At 68.6% G+C, this 16,298-nt stretch carries 14 protein-coding genes; 3 read left to right on the forward strand and 11 right to left on the reverse strand.

Features of this window, described 5'->3' with window-relative positions; genetic code table 11:
* Positions 1–108 precede the first annotated feature (108 nt).
* The 3 genes from DL991_RS07165 to DL991_RS07175 form a co-directional block, all read right to left on the reverse strand.
* Positions 109–3,081 carry a patatin-like protein gene (locus tag DL991_RS07165; protein ID WP_125782213.1) on the reverse strand — a complete coding sequence of 991 codons (2,973 nt, stop codon included), beginning with the start codon at positions 3,079–3,081 and terminating at the stop codon, positions 109–111.
* A 371-nt stretch (positions 3,082–3,452) separates the two neighbouring features.
* Positions 3,453–4,697, reverse strand: a complete 1,245-nt coding sequence (locus tag DL991_RS07170; protein ID WP_125782215.1) for a DUF445 domain-containing protein — start codon at positions 4,695–4,697, stop codon at positions 3,453–3,455.
* 7 nt (positions 4,698–4,704) lie between these two features.
* Positions 4,705–5,487, reverse strand: a complete 783-nt coding sequence (locus DL991_RS07175) for an Abi-alpha family protein (RefSeq protein ID WP_125782217.1) — start codon at positions 5,485–5,487, stop codon at positions 4,705–4,707.
* Between the two features lie 80 nt (positions 5,488–5,567).
* Between DL991_RS07175 and DL991_RS07180 the strand changes: the two genes are divergently transcribed.
* Positions 5,568–6,437 (forward strand): maleylpyruvate isomerase family mycothiol-dependent enzyme, encoded by an 870-nt coding sequence (locus DL991_RS07180; protein ID WP_125782219.1) that lies wholly within the window; start codon positions 5,568–5,570, stop codon positions 6,435–6,437.
* Here the strand turns inward: DL991_RS07180 and DL991_RS07185 are convergent.
* Positions 6,400–6,798 carry a pyridoxamine 5'-phosphate oxidase family protein gene (locus DL991_RS07185; protein ID WP_125782221.1) on the reverse strand — a complete coding sequence of 133 codons (399 nt, stop codon included), beginning with the start codon at positions 6,796–6,798 and terminating at the stop codon, positions 6,400–6,402. The genes DL991_RS07180 and DL991_RS07185 overlap by 38 nt on opposite strands.
* A gap of 82 nt (positions 6,799–6,880) precedes the next feature.
* On the opposite strand from DL991_RS07185, the gene DL991_RS07190 reads away from it, so the two are divergent.
* Positions 6,881–7,828, forward strand: a complete 948-nt coding sequence (locus DL991_RS07190; RefSeq protein WP_125782223.1) for an AraC family transcriptional regulator — start codon at positions 6,881–6,883, stop codon at positions 7,826–7,828.
* A 36-nt stretch (positions 7,829–7,864) separates the two neighbouring features.
* On the opposite strand, the gene DL991_RS07195 is transcribed toward DL991_RS07190, so the two are convergent.
* The 4 genes from DL991_RS07195 to DL991_RS07210 are packed head-to-tail and all read right to left on the reverse strand — an operon-like array spanning position 7,865 to position 11,005.
* Entirely contained in the window at positions 7,865–8,221 is a 357-nt protein-coding gene (locus tag DL991_RS07195; RefSeq protein ID WP_125782224.1) for a lipopolysaccharide assembly LapA domain-containing protein, read from the reverse strand.
* A gap of 37 nt (positions 8,222–8,258) precedes the next feature.
* Entirely contained in the window at positions 8,259–9,407 is a 1,149-nt protein-coding gene (locus DL991_RS07200) for a dipeptidase (RefSeq protein ID WP_125782226.1), read from the reverse strand.
* Positions 9,408–9,416: 9 nt separating this feature from the next.
* Positions 9,417–10,049 carry an alpha/beta hydrolase gene (locus tag DL991_RS07205; RefSeq protein ID WP_125782228.1) on the reverse strand — a complete coding sequence of 211 codons (633 nt, stop codon included), beginning with the start codon at positions 10,047–10,049 and terminating at the stop codon, positions 9,417–9,419.
* The gene (locus DL991_RS07210) at positions 10,046–11,005 is read right to left on the reverse strand and encodes a ring-cleaving dioxygenase (protein WP_125782230.1); all 960 of its coding nucleotides are present in this window, start codon (positions 11,003–11,005) and stop codon (positions 10,046–10,048) included. The genes DL991_RS07205 and DL991_RS07210 overlap by 4 nt, the downstream gene beginning before the upstream one ends.
* Positions 11,006–11,112: 107 nt before the next feature.
* Between DL991_RS07210 and DL991_RS07215 the strand changes: the two genes are divergently transcribed.
* Positions 11,113–11,568 carry a MarR family winged helix-turn-helix transcriptional regulator gene (locus DL991_RS07215; protein WP_125782299.1) on the forward strand — a complete coding sequence of 152 codons (456 nt, stop codon included), beginning with the start codon at positions 11,113–11,115 and terminating at the stop codon, positions 11,566–11,568.
* Between the two features lie 74 nt (positions 11,569–11,642).
* Here the strand turns inward: DL991_RS07215 and DL991_RS07220 are convergent, their stop codons facing one another.
* From DL991_RS07220 to boxC, 3 genes are read right to left on the reverse strand one after another with little or no spacing between them, the layout of a single operon-like run.
* Positions 11,643–13,250 (reverse strand): benzoate-CoA ligase family protein, encoded by a 1,608-nt coding sequence (locus DL991_RS07220; RefSeq protein ID WP_125782232.1) that lies wholly within the window; start codon positions 13,248–13,250, stop codon positions 11,643–11,645.
* An 18-nt stretch (positions 13,251–13,268) separates the two neighbouring features.
* Positions 13,269–14,690, reverse strand: coding sequence for a benzoyl-CoA 2,3-epoxidase subunit BoxB (gene boxB / locus DL991_RS07225; RefSeq protein WP_125782234.1), 1,422 nt, complete (start codon positions 14,688–14,690; stop codon positions 13,269–13,271).
* A 7-nt stretch (positions 14,691–14,697) separates the two neighbouring features.
* Positions 14,698–16,290 carry a 2,3-epoxybenzoyl-CoA dihydrolase gene (gene boxC / locus DL991_RS07230; RefSeq protein WP_125782236.1) on the reverse strand — a complete coding sequence of 531 codons (1,593 nt, stop codon included), beginning with the start codon at positions 16,288–16,290 and terminating at the stop codon, positions 14,698–14,700.
* Between the last annotated feature and the right edge of the window lie 8 nt (positions 16,291–16,298).

Below are 16,298 nucleotides of genomic sequence, written 5' to 3' on the forward strand. Positions count from 1 at the left end.
GGGTAAGGCCGCCACGGTGCGGTCTCACTGCATGTGACGATACCAACCGTTACCACTTCGTCGCAGGGTCAGGGCGCGATTCGGGCCCCTGTTGCCGCAAGAAGAGGGCTATTTGCGGCGTGCACGCCCCCGGAAGACGGAACCGATCGGCGTCCAGACGGCGGGCAGGACGAGCAGCAGGCAGACGACCAGCCACCAGACCGGCGCCTCGCCGCGCCGCCAGCCCGCGACGACGTCGCCGAGCCAGCCGAACAGCGGCTCGCGGACGGGTGGCAGGAACGCGGCGAACAGCAGCGCGGCCCCCACCAGCACGCCGAGCACCGTGAGCACCATCCGCCACGTCTTGCGCAACGTCATCAGGCTGACCACCAGGAACACGATGGCGCCCGCGGCAACCGGCACGCCGACCCACTGCAGGACGGGGCCGCCCTGCCCGCCGATGACGAACCCGGCCAGCACGGTGATCATCGCGGCGAGCACGTTCCACGGTGACGGCAGGGTGGCCGCCCCGCGCGTGATCCACCACGCGCTGCGGCCGGCGGCCTTGGCGAAGGTCGCGGCGGGCTGGACCGACTTCGGCACCCGTGTCGCCCCCGCGGCCGCGTTGAGCCCGGCGGCACCGGCCTTGACCAGGGTCTTCGTCAGCAGCATCGTCCCGCGTTCGTGTTCGAACCGTTCGCCGGAGACCTGGCACGCCTGGAACGCGCGCTGGGTCTGCTCGTCGGTTTCCGGCTCGTTCTCGATCAGGCGCCGGAACCGTTCCGACGGTTTCCCGTTCCCCTTGGCCGTCTTCACATCGTGTCCACAGTGGAGTCCGACGCAGGGCAGCTCCTCGCGCGCGATCTCCAGCTGCCGGACCCTGGCGAGCACCATCGCCGTCACCGGCATGCTGATCGGCAGGGCGGCTTCGGCTTCCACGTCGGCGAGCTCACCGTCGAGACCGAGGAAAGCCAGCTCCTCGGCCAATTGCCCGCGCAGGGCGTCTGCTTCCTCTTGCGACAGCCCGTCTTCGGTCCCCGGTTGCCGCCAGCCGATCTTCTCGAAGGTGTCCCGCACCTGCGTCCGGAACGCCTCCCGTCCGACGACGTCACGCAGCAGCCGCAGGCGCTTCGGGTCGAGCAGGCACTGGACCAGCCAGCCCGCGCCGTCGACCCGGCCCCACATCCAGTCGTTCGCACGCCAGGAAGCCTTGTAGAAAGCGCCGAAGTAGTCGGCCTGCATACCGGTGAGCTTGTCCCACGAACGGCGTCGCTTCATGTCCAGCAGAGTCCGTGAATCCGCGCTCACCTGGACGAGATCCACCCGCTGGTCGACCGACGGCGGCTGCGCGAGCAGTCCCCTGGTCGCGATGTGCAGGCGCACCAGCCGCGAGGTGACGATCGCGTCGCTGGCGCTCGTTTCGTCCGTGGTGAGCCCCGTCCACGCCAGCAGCGTGCTGACCGTGTCGGCGGCTTCGGTGTCGGGTTTCGCCTGCGCCAACGGCAAAAGGATCGGCGTCGCCTGCCGGAGCGCGGCGACCACGAGCGGCCACGCCTCCTTCAGCGTGTCCGCGCGGCCGAGCGCGGCCCATTCCTTGGCCAGCCCCTCGATCCAGGCCGCCAGCGTGGCGTCTGCCGCCGGTGGATCCTGTTCGGCGACCCAGCCCGTGAGCCGTTTCCCCCGCGCGGCCTTGTGCCGCGCCTCGTGCAGCAGCACGCGGCAACGGTTGAGCTGGACCGCCTGCTCGGGTGACGGATCGAGCCGGAAACCCGCGTTCACCAGTTGCAGTCCGGTGGCCACCGAATCGTCGAGCGCGGTGGTGCGGAAGGCGATCAGATCGTCGAGTTCGCAGGTGTCCTTCGGTGGCTCGGCAGGCAGGCCGTCGCGCAGCCCGGCCGCCGCGGCCGCGCGCAGCTGCGCCGCCGTCCCGGACGCCCACTGACGGCCCTGATCCTCCACATCGGACAGTGAGAGCCCGCGGGTCGCGTCGCGGACCAGCGCGGTGGCGTCCTCCTGCACCCGCCGATCGCGGTAGTCGTTCATCAGCCGCTGGTCGACCAGCGTCTCCGGACCGCCGCGAACCCCCATCGCGGCAAGGGAGACCCGGGTTCCCCTGGTACGGACGACGGCGTCGTTGTGCCGCGTCAGATCCTCGAGTTCGGCGCTGATCGTCTGGCTCAGCACGGTGCCGACGACCTTGCTCATCGCGCTGCCCAGCAACGGCGGCCGCTCCGGATCGACCGGGACCCGCTCGGCCTCGCGTTCCGCCGTCGGCACCACGTACAGCAGCAACCGCCGGACGTCCGAATGCGACTGCCGTTCGAAGATCTCCCGCAGGGCCGGGCGCAACGGCTTGTTCAGCAGCACCCCGCCGTCGGTCAGCCAATGCGACCGCGTGACGTCGGTGTACCTGGTCATGTCCGGATGCAACGGGCCGGTCTTCTCGCCGATCGGCATCCTGGAAAGTTCGAAGGCGCCGGGGAACGACGCGGTGGACCGGGCCGCGAGCGCGAGCGGGCCGACCACGTCATCCGTCCACAAAGGACCGTCAAAGCGGAACAGGAGACGGTGTTCGGTGTCCCGCACCAGGTTGCCGAGCGCGTCGTCGAACCTGGTCGTCTCGCCGTCGATCATCGTGCCGGTGAGCAGGACGGTGATGTCCGGGCAGTCGGGTTTCACCGTCGCCTTGTCGGTGATCCGGTGCAGCGCGTCCTTCAAGTCACCGAGCAGCACCTTGTCGCCGTCGAGCAGCGAACGCGGTTCCTTCTCGCCGGGATCGCGGATCAGGTTGTCGAGCGAGCCCGTGCTGATCCACGTGTCACGCAGCACCTGCGGGCTCGACCGGAACGCCTCGGCCAGCCCGAGACACGCCGCGTTGATGCCGCCCGCGCTCGTGCCGGTGAGCACGTCGAGCGAGACGGTGGCGTTGAGCAGATCGAGCAGTGCGCGGTACGGCCCTTCGGCTTCCGCCGTTCTCGACGCCTGGAGCAGATGTGAGGTCTCGGTGGCGACCCCGCCCATCCAGACCGCGAGGCTCGCCCCGCCCACCATGGTCATCGCCAGCCGGATCTCCTGCGGCCACGGACTCCCCGCGTCGGCCATGTGCGCCCTCCCCAAGGCTTTGTGCACCGAGCACCTTAGACCGGACGGGCGAACCGGTGTACCACCGTTAGTGCCGGAATTCGTTCGCCCGTAAGGGCGGTTTCACGCCCCCGCAATCAGGTGCGCGGTCGCTGCGCCTGGATACGTGCCCTCCCGCGTTCGGTCCGGGACGCCAGGGGGTCGTGAGTGTTTTGGGTGAGCCAAGGGTGTCTTAGGTACCTATGTGGGTTCCGGCTGCTGTTGATGCCAGGCCCCGGTCCGTGGGGATGTCGTGAAGGGCCCTCGCGTTTCGTCACCTACTTGCGATGGCCCCGAACGCGAAATCTCGCAAGTAGGTGACGAATTGCGGGGGGGGGCGTCAGACGTGGGGGTCAGGCGGCGAAGTGCTCCAGAAGGAGGACCTGCGCCTCACCGACGGCGAAGCCGAGGGCGGCGCCGGTCGCGATCAGGATCCATTCGTCCTGCTGGAAGGCGGGCCGCAGCAGGCCTTCGAACTCGCGCGGCGACAGCTCCTTCATCTTGGTCACCAGCACGTTCCGGATGTCCATCGCTTCGTTCGCGTAGTCCTCGATGTACCGCATGGTGTCCGGCAGCTTGTCCATGATCTTCTCGGCGATGTTCAGCTTCATGTCCTGATACCGCCTGCTGCCGACGGCGAACACCACCAGCGGTTTCCCCACGCCGACGCGGCGGCCGAGCTGTTCGTCGAGCTGGCGCTGGATCAGGCCGAGCACCCGGTCCGAAAGCGGGCCGTGCAGCACCGCCTCGATCACGTTGTGCGGGGTGATGATCTCCTTCGCGATCAGCGCGCCGTACGCCTCGGCGACCTCGCCGCGCCGCTTCAGGAACAGGCCCTGCCAGCGCACGCCGAAGTACCGGCGTTCCTCGATCGGATAGAAGATCATCCGCAGCGCCAGCCAGTCGGTGAACCAGCCGGTGAAGAGCCCGAACAGCGGCATGATCAGCGGGAATTTGAACAGGATCCACGCGATCATCTGGATCACGCCGATCAGGCCGCCGAAGAAGATGCCGGAGCGGGCGATGAACTTGAACTCCTTGTCGCCCGCCTCCTGGAAGATCCGGTTCAGCAGCCGTTTGTCCTTGACCAGTGCGGTGACCACCATGCCCTTGAGGTCGAACACACTGTCCACATCGGACTTGATCAGCTCCAGCACGGCCGCGACCATACGCGGCGACTCGGCCTGGACGCGCTGGATCACCAGCCGCTGCACGCTCACCGGCAGCGATTCCCAGAGCCCCGGCTGGTAGTGGGCCGCGACGTCGCGCACGATGTCCTCGACGGCCGCCTGGAGCGGTTTTTCGATCTCCTTGGCGATTCTCTGCGGATCGAGCCTGGCGACGACCTCCGCCGGTTTGATCAGCTGCTCGGTCATCGTGTCGCAGGCGATGCTCGCCATCCGCGCGGCGCGTTTGGGCACGATGCCCTGCCAGCCGAGGAAAGGCTTGATCCCGACGAACTCGACCGGCTGGAACATCATCCGGATCGCGACGAGTTTGGTGGTGTAGCCGATCAGGGCGGCGACGATCGGGATGGAGACGTAGAGCGGCCAGTGCCGTCCGAAGTCGGCGAGGATCCCGTCGAGGAACGCACCCATGCCGAGGTCAGCCGGCGCTCGGGTCGCAGGCCTGCCAGAACTGGGCGCCGAGCCGGGAGATATGGACCGTGCGTTTGACGAACTTGACCCGTTTCACCGACTTCTCCGCCTCGCGGACGGTCTCGTCGGTCAGCAGGATCTCGTACTGCGTCTCGAGCGCGGGCACCTCTTCGTCCAGCTCGACGAGGCCGAGCCCGATCAGCCTGGTGAGGTAGCCGGGCACCTGGTCGGGCAGCGACACCCCGGCGGCCTTGCCGACGGTGGAGGCGTTGCGCAGCACGAACCGCCCGGCACCCCCGAGGTTGGTCCGCTCGGCGACGTCGACGGCGGGGAACGGCGAGCCGTCGGAAAGCGCGGAAAGGATGCGGGCCTCGTCCGGCGTGAGCTGCCGCAGGATGATCGCGTAGAGGTACTCGCGGGCCCGCTCGCGGCCGAAGCCGATGGAGTGGTTGAGCAGTTCCGCCATCGCCGCGCGGAGCGGTTCGAGCTGGGCGCGGCTGTGCACGAGGGTGATGGTCGCTTCGACCGGGCGCGCACCGTCGGCGGCGGGCCGGTTCATCGCGGACGCGGCGGTGAGCGCGGCGTGGTACGGGTCGTCGACCTCGTCGAGACGGCGGCGCAGCTCCGAAAGCAGCTGCCGCTCGCCCTGTTTGATCACCTGCTCCGCGATTTCGACGCCGGGGAGTTTGCGAGTGAACTCGAAGCCCGTGCGGGCGGCCCAGCCCGCCAGCTGCCCCGCGCGTTTGGCGAAAGCGGCCAGGTCGTCACCGGCGGGTCGTTCGTTGCTCACGGGCACTCCCCTCACGTTCGCGCTGATGCTACCTGCGAGTAGGCCGAATGGCCGAAATTGTGATCGACGTGGGTGTTTGGATGGAGAGCATGAGCTTCACGCGCTGGGGTCCGCCGATCGACGTCCTCCCGCTGTTCGCGCGGGAGGAGCAGGCTCTGCTCGACGTGCTCACCGGTCTGGACGCGGCGCAGTGGGCCGCGCCGACGGTGTGCACGGGCTGGACGGTGCACGATCTCGCCGCCCACATCCTTGGCGACAAACTCGGCAGGCTGTCCCGCGACCGCGACGACTACCGGGCGACGGCGCCGCGCGAGGGCGAACGGTTCGAGGACTTCATCGACCGGATCAACGACGAATGGGTCGTCGCGTGCCGTCGGCTGTCCCCCGAAGTGCTGTTCGCGATGCTGGTGGACAGCACTTCTCAGATCGCCGAGATGTGGGGCCGCGCCGACCTCGAAGCCGTCGGCGAGCCGGTGAGCTGGGCCGGGGGCGAACCGGCGCCGGTCTGGCTCGACGTCGCACGGGAGTACACCGAGTTCTGGGTGCACCAGCAGCAGATCCGCGAGGCCGTTGGCGCGCGGACGCTCGACGATTCGGAGTTCCGCGGGCCGGTGGTCGACACCTTCATGCGGGCGCTGCCGCACACGCTGCGTGACGTCGACGCACGCGCCGGCAGGCAGGTCGGCTACACCGTGACCGGTCAGGGCGGCGGGAAGTGGACGGCCGAGCGGACCGCCGACGGCTGGGCGCTCGACCGCGTCGCGCCGACGTCGCGCTCGCCGCTGGCCTCGGTGACGACGGACGCGGACACCTTCTGGCGACTCTGCACCCGGAACCCGGCGGACCGCGACCGGGTCACCGCCAAGGGCGACGAAAACGTTTGCGCCATCCTGCTCGGGATGACGTCGATCATCACATCAGGTAACGGCTCACCTTCTCCGGCCGGATGACGAGCCGGACGAGATCCAGGCTCTGGATCCCGGCGAGTTCGCCGGAGTGGGCCGGGTCTTCGAGGTCCCAGTAGCGCTCGGCGAGGCGGGCGGCCAGTTCGTGCGCCCCGCCGGGCTCCACCGTGACGCGGCCGGCGACCGACACCCAGCGTTCGCGTTCGCCCACCGGCGCGGCCACGATGATCGAGGCGCGGGAATCGTCGTCCAGCCGCCGGACCTTGGGCGAGTCACGCGGGGTGAACAGCTGGATCGCGCCTTCGCCGGTGGCCTCGAACCACACCGGCCGGACCGGGCCGCCCGCCACGGTCAGGAACCCGTGCAGGGGGCGGCGAAGGAATTCGAGGTCGTCAGTGGTCAGCATGGCCTCGATTCAACCCGGCGGACTTGGACGTGCCCATAGGTGAAAGGCCGGATCGCCTGTGTATTCGTCTAACCTCGCCGGGGTGGACGTCTTCAGTGACCTGATCCGCGGCGTGCGGTCCCACGGTTCGTTGTTCGGCAGTTCGACCCTGTCCCCGCCCTGGTCGCTGCACTTCGTGGACGGCGCGCCGCTCACCCTGTGCGCCGTACTCACCGGGGCGGGCTGGATCGTGCCGGAGGACGGTCCGCCCGAGCCGCTGCGCGCGGGCGAGTCGGCCATCGTGCGTGGCCCTTCGACCTTCACCTTCGTCGACGAGGTCGGCACCTCGGCCGAGCCGATCGCGTGCGGCGAGCACTGCGCGACGCCCGAGCAGGGCGGGACGCGGCACCGTCTCGGCTGGGTCGACGATCCCGGCGGGGAGACGTCCCTGATCGTCGGCGCGTATCCGGTGCGCGGCGAGATCGGCCGCCCGCTGCTCGACGCGCTGCCCGTCGTGCTGCGGGTGGACTCCGGGGGCGCGGGCGACCCCGTGCTGGAACATCTCGCCGCCGAGGTCGCCATCGACGCGCCGGGTCAGCAGGTGGTCCTCGACCGGCTGCTGGACTGGTTGCTGGTCTGCTCACTGCGCGAATGGTTCGACCGGCCAGGCGGACGGCCCCCGGCTTGGTGGGCCGCGCAGCGGGATCCCGTGGTCGGCGACGCGTTACGGCTGCTGCACGCGGAACCGGCCGCGCCGTGGACGGTCGGCGCGCTGGCCGGGCGGACCGGGGTCTCGCGGTCGACACTGGCGAAACGGTTCGCCGACCTGGTCGGCGAACCGCCCCTGACCTACCTCACCCGCTGGCGGATGACGCTCGCGGCGGACCTGCTGGCCGGTCCGGGATCCGCGACCATCTCCGACATCGCCCGCACCGTGGGCTACTCCGATCCGTTCGGGTTCAGCGCGGCGTTCAAACGCGTGCGCGGCGTCAACCCGAGCGACTTCCGGCGCGGCGCCCCTCAGCGCCGGTCGGCGGAGCTCAAGACGTAGCTCAAAAGCGACGAAACGCGTGAACCCACCAGGCACTCAGCGCAGCTGATGCCGGGACTTCTTGGCCTGCTTGCGCAATTGCAGGATCCGGGCGCCGCCGACGAGCGCGACCAGCACGCCGCCGGCGATCACGGAGAACAGCATCGCGACCGCCAGCGGCATGCTGCCGGACATGCCGAGGAAGTGCACGGTGGCCGTGTCCTGGTTCTGCAGGATGAACACGAGCAGGAACACCAGCACGATCAACGCCACGATGACGGCGATCCAGGTACCGCTGACCCTGGTCCGTTTGAGTTTCGGGGCGGCGTCGAACTTACCGCTGTGGCGTCCGCCGCCCGCGGTGTCGGACGGGTTGACCGGAACCTCGGCGGCACCCTCCTGCGGCTGCGTCATGCGGACAGTGTCCGCCGAACCGGGCTTGATCGCGCTCTCAAGCGTCCGAACGGGTGACCTCGTCCGCCGCGCGCAGCACGCGCAAGGTGTTCTTCCCGGCCAGTTTCGCGCAGTCCTCTTCGCTCCAGCCGCGTTCCAGCAGCGCGGCGAACAGCACCGGGTACTTCGAAACGTCTTCGAGGCCTTCGGGCAGCGTCGCGACTCCGTCGTAGTCGCCGCCGAGTCCGATGTGGTCGACTCCGGCCACTTCGCGCGCGTGCTCGATGTGCGCGACGACGTCGTCGATGCCCGCCTTCGGCTTCTCGGGCCCGCCTCGCTCCGCGGTGAACTTCGTGCGCTGGTCGATGTTCCGGTAGTCCTTGCCCGCGGCTTCCATGTCCTGGCGCAGCTGGTCGTCCCACTCGGCGACCTTCGGCGAGATGAAGCCCGGCACGAACGTCACCATCGCGACGCCGTCCTTGGCGGCCAGGGTTTCCAGGACGTCGTCGGGGATGTTGCGGGGATGGTCGTTGACCGCGAGGCACGAGGAGTGGCTGAAGATCACCGGCGCGGAACTGACCTCCAGCGCGGCGCGCATCGTGCTCGGCGCGACGTGCGACAGGTCGACCAGCATGCCGATCTTGTTCATCTCGCGGACCACGTCACGACCGAACTCGGTGAGCCCGCCGTGTGCCGGTTCGTCGGTGCCGGAATCGGCCCAGGTGGTGTTGTAGTTGTGCGTCAGCGTCATGTAGCGGACGCCGAGGCGGCGCAGAATCCTCAGCACGCCAAGGGATTCCGCGATGCTGTGGCCGCCCTCGGCGCCCAGCAGCGACGCGATCTTGCCGTCGCGGAAGGCGGCTTCGGCCTGGTCCGCGGTGTCCACGAGGGCGAGGCGATCGGGGTACCGCTCGGCCATCTGGTGCACGATCTCGATCTGTTCGAGCACCGCCGTCACCGCGCTGTGCCCCTCGAACTGGCAAGGCACGTAGACGGACCAGAACTGCATTCCGAGCCTGCCTTCGGCGAGCTTCGGGAAGTCGGTGTGCAGATGCGGCTGGCGGACCGTGAGATCCGTGCCCGCCACGGCCGCGACCGGATCCGGCCCGGTCGTGACCCGCAGCTCCCATGGCAGATCGTTGTGCCCGTCCGCGAGGAGCACCCTCTCGAGCAGGGCCTGGGCGCGGACGAGGTCCCCGTTAGTCATCCGACGATGTTACGTACCCGTGCTTTGCTCTCCTCGCCCCCCGTTGAGCCACCCCGCGGCCGCTACCAAACCGTTGCCGGTGATCTGGTGCCCGCCGGGATGCCGGTGGGCGACGACGTCCGCGGAGCGCTCGCGCAGGTCGCGGACCAGCGCGTCCGCCGAGGCAGGCGGCGCCATCGGATCGTGCTCGCCGTTCGACAGGAACACCCGCGTGCCGGACAGATCGTGACGTGGCGGCGAAGGAAGCGGAGACATCGCCGCGAACAGCGCGGCCTCCCCGACGGCGTCCGGCCGGAGCAGGGTCACCGCGGCGGCGATGTTGGCGCCGTTGGAGAACCCGATCGCGACCAGCCGCCGATCGCCGAGGCCGTATTCCTCGCGCGAGGAGAGCACGAAGCCGGCCAGCTGGTTCGCGCGGAAGACGACGTCCTCGTGGTCGAAAACGCCCTCTGCCAGCCTGCGGAACCACCGGGCCGCGCCGTGTTCCGACACCGGCCCGGCCGGCGCGAGCAGCGCCGACGTCGGGCTCAGCTGCCGGGCGATCGGCACGAGGTCGTCCGGCCCGCCGCCGGTGCCGTGCAGGAGCAGCAGCACCGGCTCGTCGGGCGACCCTTCGACGTACTTGTGCGCCAGGTCCGTCATCGCGGGTTGTTCTCGCTCGGGAGGTCGAGCTTCGGGAGCATCGCCTCGATGTCTTCGCGCTCGGGCTCCAGCCACGGCGGCAGTTTCAGCGCGCGGCCGAGTTCGAGCAGCGGCTCGTCGATCGCGAAACCGGGTTCGTCGGTCGCGACCTCGAGCAGGGTGCCGCCCGGCTCGCGGAAGTAGATCGAGCGGAAGTACTGACGGTCCAAAATGGACGTGACGTTCACGCCGTCGTCGATCAGCTCGTCGCGCCAGGCCGCCTGGGTCCGCTCGTCCGGCGCGCGCCAGGCGACGTGGTGCACGGTGCCCGCCGCCACCAGCCCGCGCGGGGCGTCCGGCGTGACGAGGACGTCGACGAGCGCGCCGGGGCCGCCTTCACCGGCGGAGAACCGCAGGCGGTTGCCCTCCTGGTGTTCGAAGGTCAGGCCGAGCCCGTCGGTCAGCATCCCGGCGGTCGCGTCCTCTTTGGACACCGAGAGCGTGACGGAGTGCAGGCCGCGGATCGCGTGTTCGGCGGGCACGAGCTTCGTGTCCCACGGGTCACGCGGGTCGCCCTGCGGATGCGCGACGAGCGCGAGCTTCAGGCCGTCCGGGTCGGCGAAGGTGAGCATCTCCTCGCCGTCGGAGTTGCGGATCTGGCTGGTCTCGACACGGCTTTCGGCGAGGTGCCGCTTCCACCAGCCGAGCGACGCCTCCGGCACGGAGAACGACGTCGTGGTCGCCTGGCCCGTGCCGTGACGGCCCTTCGGCGCGTCCCTCCACGGGAAGAACGTCATCAGCGAGCCGGGCTTGCCCGCGCCGTCGCCGTAGTAAAGGTGGAAGGTGCCGGGGTCATCGAAGTTGACCGTGGTCTTCACCAGCCGCAGGCCGAGGGCCCGGGTGTAGAAATCCACGTTGCGCTGGGGATCGCCACCGATGGCGGTGACGTGGTGCAGGCCCGAGGTCTTGATCGACATGGTGGCCCCTTCCTCCGGTAGCCGATGAAATCAAGCTAGCCCGATAACCTCTCGCGCGCCAGATATATTCCAGAAAGACTTCTTGGTGTACCCTCGCTCGCGTGACAATGGCGAAATCGGAGGAACCGAACGACGACGAAGTGGTCACGTGGTGGGGCCTGGTGATCGAGGGTTACCTGGCCACGCAGAACAAGCTGATGGGCGAGATCGCCGAACGGTTCGGCCTGGCGCCGGCGTCGTTCGACATCCTGCTGCGGCTCGTCCGGTCACCCGAGCACCGGATGCCGATGACGCGGCTGGCCGTCGAGGCGGCGCTGTCCAGCGGCGGGTTCACCAAGGTCGCGGACAGACTGGTGGCCGCGGACCTGATCTGCCGCGTGCCCAGCCCGGACGATCGCCGCGTCACCTTCGCGGCCCTCACCGACCACGGCCTCGACGTCGCGGAGAAGGCGCGGGAGGCGTGCGCGGAAATCCTGCGGCGCATCGTCCTGACCCCGCTGGGCGACGACGCGCACTCGCTGGCCGAGGCGATGCGAACCCTGCGCACCGTCAACGGCGCCTGACACCCCCGCAATTCGGCACCTGCTTGCGATGGTTGCACGCGCAAGTACCGCAAGCAGGTGCCGAATTGCGGGGGTCAGCCGGGCAGAGGTGAGGCGGGATCGGGCTGGTAGGCCCGCACCTCGTCCATGTCCCGCACCAGTTCCCGGATGACGTTGCGCCGGATCTTCCCGGTCGCCGTCTTGGGCAGTTCGCCCAGCTCGACGATGCTCCGCGGCCGTTTGAACGACGCGAGCCCGGCCCGGCAGAACTCGATCAGCTCGTCCGCGTCCAGCCGGTGCCCCGGCACGCCGACGACGCACGCGACCGGTTTCTCGATGCCGTCGGCGTCGAAGGCGGCCACGACCGCGACCTCGGCGACCGCCGGATGTTTCAGCAGCCTGTCCTCGACTTCGGCGGGCGACACCCAGATCCCGCCCGGTTTCAGCATGTCGTTGAACCGCCCGAGACAGGTGTAGCTGCCGTCGGCGTCGCGCACGAAACTGTCGCCCGTCCGCAGCCATTCGCCCTGGAAGACCTGCTTCGTCGTCTCGTACCGCGCCCAGTACCCGGTCGCGATCGACGGTCCGGCGACGAACAGCTCGCCGGGCTCCCCGTCCGGCACGGGGCGCCCGTGCTCGTCACGCAGCGCGATCTCGTAGCCGGGCACGGGAATCCCGGTGCTGCCGGGGCGGACCTGACGCGGCCGGTTGGACAGGAAGATGTGCAACGCCTCCGTCGAGCCGATCCCGTCGAGGATCTCGACGCCGAACCGGTCACGGAATCGTTCGTACAACACGGCGGGCAACGGTTCCCCCGCCGAAACCGCTTGGCGCACCGAGGAGAACGTGTCGTCGGGGATGTCGCCGGCGAGCAGCGCGGCGTAGAAGGTCGGGACGGCGAAGAACAACGTCGGCCGCTCCCTGCGGACCCTGGCGGCGATCAGCCCCGGGGTCGGCCTCGCCGGTTCGAGCAGCGCCGTCCCGCCCGCCGCGAGCGGGAAGAACGCCGAATTCCCCAGGCCGTAGGCGAAGAACAGCTTCGGGACGGAAAGGAACCGGTCGTTCGGCCCGATGTCCAGCACGCCGCGCGCATACGTCTCGCAGACCGCGCGGATACCCGCGTGCCGGTGCATCGCACCCTTCGGCTTGCCCGTCGTCCCCGAGGTGTACAGCCAGAGCGCGGGCGAGTCCTCCCAGGTGGGAGACGGCACGAAACCGGCATCATCCACTGTGGACAGATCGCTCCACTGGTGCGCGCGGACCCCGGACGGCAGTTCGGCCGCCTTTGCCCTGTCCAACACGACGTCGGTGACCTCCGGCGCCAGCCCGAGCGCGATCGTCGCCTGCGCGGCGAACTCGCCGGACACACACAGGACCCGTGCCCGCGAATCGGCGAGCATCTTGCCGAGGTCGAGCCCGGTGACCATGGTGGACACCGGCACCGCGACCGCTCCGGCCAGCATCGCGCCGAGGATCCCGGTGAGCAGCTCGACGTCGTCGACCATGCAGAACAGGACCCGCTCCTCCGGGCGGACGCCGATCGCCTTCAGCCCGGCGGCGACCCGGCGGGTTTCGGCCGCGAGCTCCGCGTACGTGAGACTTCGCCGCGGAGAAACGACCGCTTGCTTGGCCGGTAGCCCTTCCGCCAGGTGCCTGTCGAGCAGGTAGCTCGCCGCGTTGAACCCGGTAGCAGCAGCGGTCACGGGCGCACCTTCTATCGCTCAGCTCAGGTGAACGTATTCATAGTCGAACGGTTTCCCGTTGATGCCCTGGCGTGGCGGCGCCACCCAGCTCGCGATCTTTCCTCGCTCGTACACCGGGTGCATCAGCGATCGGACGAAAGTCAGGTCTTCGGGAGTGGGCAGCCACTTGCGTTTGCCGGCCAGCCAGGTCCGCTCGTCGACAACGGTGCCGTCGGGCGTCACATGGTGGCCGGAGTTTATGCCGACTTCGCGATTGAATCCAGGGTGCGGGAGGACGAATCGAAAGTCGATCCCGGCCTCGTCGAGGATCTTGTTCCAGCGGTTGACCCCGGTCTGGCAGTCGGCGCGGTACTCCTCCCTCAGGTCGAGGTTCAGCAGCAGGATGGCCGGGAGTTCTTCGGTCCCCCAGGTGCCGTCGGCCCTCGGCTTCGACAGCGTTCCGGCGGCGTCGGTGAGCTTGTGGTCGTCCTTGCGGCGAGTCTCCTGCCAGCGGCCTTTAAGCCCGGCGGTGTAGTAGTTCGCCGCGTTGGTCGAGGTCTCGCCGCCGAACAGGTCGAGCGACACGGTGTAGTGGAAGTTGAGGTAACGCTGGATGACTTCCAGTGGGATCCCGCCGTGCCCGGCGATGTCGAAGGTGTCGTGCTCGCGGATCAGTTCGGCACTGCGGGTGACCACCCGGTCGACCCCGGTGGTGCCGACGAACATGTGGTGCGCCTCTTCCTTGAGCATGAATTCACAAGTGCGGGAAAGCGGGTCGAAGCCGCTTTCCTTGAGGGTGCCGAGCTGGTACTTGCCATCGCGATCGGTGAAATAGGTGAACATGTAGAACGCGAGCCAATCCGCGGTCTCCTCATTGAAGGCGCCGAGGATCCGCGGGGCGTCCGGACTTCCGGAATTCCGGAGCAGCAACCCTTCCGCCTCATCACGACCTTCGCGGCCGAAGTAGGCGTGCAGCAGATACACCATCGCCCACAGATGACGGCCTTCTTCGACATTGACCTGGAAGAGGTTCCGCAGGTCGTAGAGGCTCGGCGCGGTGAGCCCCAGCAGTTTCTGCTGCTCGACCGACGCGGGTTCGGTGTCCCCCTGGATGACGATGAGCCGCTGCAGGTCGGCGCGGTACTCGCCGGGCACCTGCTGCCACGCCCGTTCGCCCTGATGCTCGCCGAAGGTGATGACGCGGTCCGGATCCGGCTCCGCGAGGAAGATCCCCCACCGGTAGTCGGGCACGTTGACGTGGTCGAAATGCGCCCAGCCGTCCCGGCCGACGCTGACCGCGGTGCGCAGGTACACGCCCCGCGTCCGCAGGGTGGGGCCCATTTCGCCCCACCAGTTCAGGAATTTCGGCTGCCAGCCCTCCAGCGCCCGCTGGAGCCGCCGATCACCGGAGAGGTCGACGTTGTTGGGAATCTTGGCGTCGTAATCGATCTTGGTGGGCATGAGCTGTTCAAACCCGCTTCCTGTCGAAGACGGCCTTCTGACCAGTACCGTAGCGACGCAACGCGCCCTCGGGACCGGATGCGTTCGGACGAGTGAAGATCCAGTTCTGCCAAGCGGCAAGGCGGCCGAAGATCTTGCTCTCCAGCGTCTCGGGGCCGACGAACCGGTGGTTCGCCTCCATTCCGGTCAAGGCATCCGGGCTGAGCGAAGCCCGTCCTTCCAGCGCGATCCGGATCTCGTCCTCCCAATCGAGGTCGTCCGGGGCGTCGGTGACCAGGCCGAGTTCGTCGGCCTCCGCCGGGTTCAGTGGCCGGTCGCGTACTTCCGCGAGCCTCGTGACGTGGCCAGGGTCGCCGAAGAACCGGGACTCCAGGCGCGTCAGGCCGTTGCCCATCGGGAAACGGCCGAAGTTGGCTTCGGACAACGTGATCGAGGCGTGTTCTTCACTTTCTTCGTCATCGATCGGCGGACCGTCCAAGATGTACTGCCGGTCCGCGGCGAGCGCGAGCTCCAGCAGAAGCCCGGCGAAGCAGCTACCAGGTTCGATGAGCGCGATCAGGCTGCGGCTGGTGACGTCGAGGCGCTTCAGCGTCCGCTTGAAGTAGTGGACGATTTCGTTGTTCAGACAGTCTTTCGCGTCGAACACGGCTCGCTCGTGTTCGAGAACCTTCGCAGGATCGCCTTCGGTGCGGAGTACCCAGGTGCCGAGTCCGGGTTCGTTGGTGCGCAGGCGAAGGATCGCGTCGTCCAGTTCGCGGGTGACGTCCAGTAGCCAGCCGTCGTCGTCCTCGGGCCCCTTGACGGTGATCGTCGCTTCCGTCTTGCCGCGGGCTATGTCGACGTAACGATGCTTGAGTGGCTTCAGTTCGACGCCTTCGCCGTCGAGCCGCTCGATCGTCCGCGCGAAGTCCTTCGCCCTGGCCAACACGGCTTCGCGAAAACCCTGCCGCGGCACGAGTTCGTCGACCAGCCGCCAGTCGACGGCCGTCCGCCCCTTCACCCCGTCGGGGCGAGTGGCGAAGACGTCGGCGAGATCCCGCCGCACGCCGCGTTTGTCGACCACCCTGGTGAGCCCGCCGGTGCCGGGAAGAACGCCGAGAAGGGGCACTTCCGGCAGCGCCACGGTCGAAGAGTTGTCGTCGACCAGCAGGATCTTCTCGCAGGCGAGCGCGATTTCGTAGCCGCCGCCGGCGCAGGTGCCGTTGACCGCCGCGACGTAGATCTGCCCGGAGTGCGCGGCGGCGTCCTCCATCGCGTTGCGGGTCTCGTTGGTGAACTTGCAGAAGTTCACCTTCCATTCGTGCGACGACGACGCCAGCATGCGGATGTTCGCACCGGCACAGAAGACGTTGTCCTTCGCGCTGGTCACGATGACCACCCGGACCTCGGGATGTTCGAACCGCAGCCGCTGCGTCGCGTCGTACAACTCGATGTCGACGCCGAGGTCGTACGAGTTGAGTTTGAGCTCGTAACCCGGTACGAGACCCCCGTCGGCGTCGACATCGAGTTCGAGCCACGCGACGTCGCCGTCGGTGGACAGTTTCCAGTGCCGGTAGCCGCTGGGATGACGTTCGAACGTCACCGATGTGGTCCGCGTCACCCTTCCGA

The organism is Amycolatopsis sp. WAC 01375 (assembly GCF_003947325.1).
Classification (GTDB): domain Bacteria; phylum Actinomycetota; class Actinomycetes; order Mycobacteriales; family Pseudonocardiaceae; genus Amycolatopsis.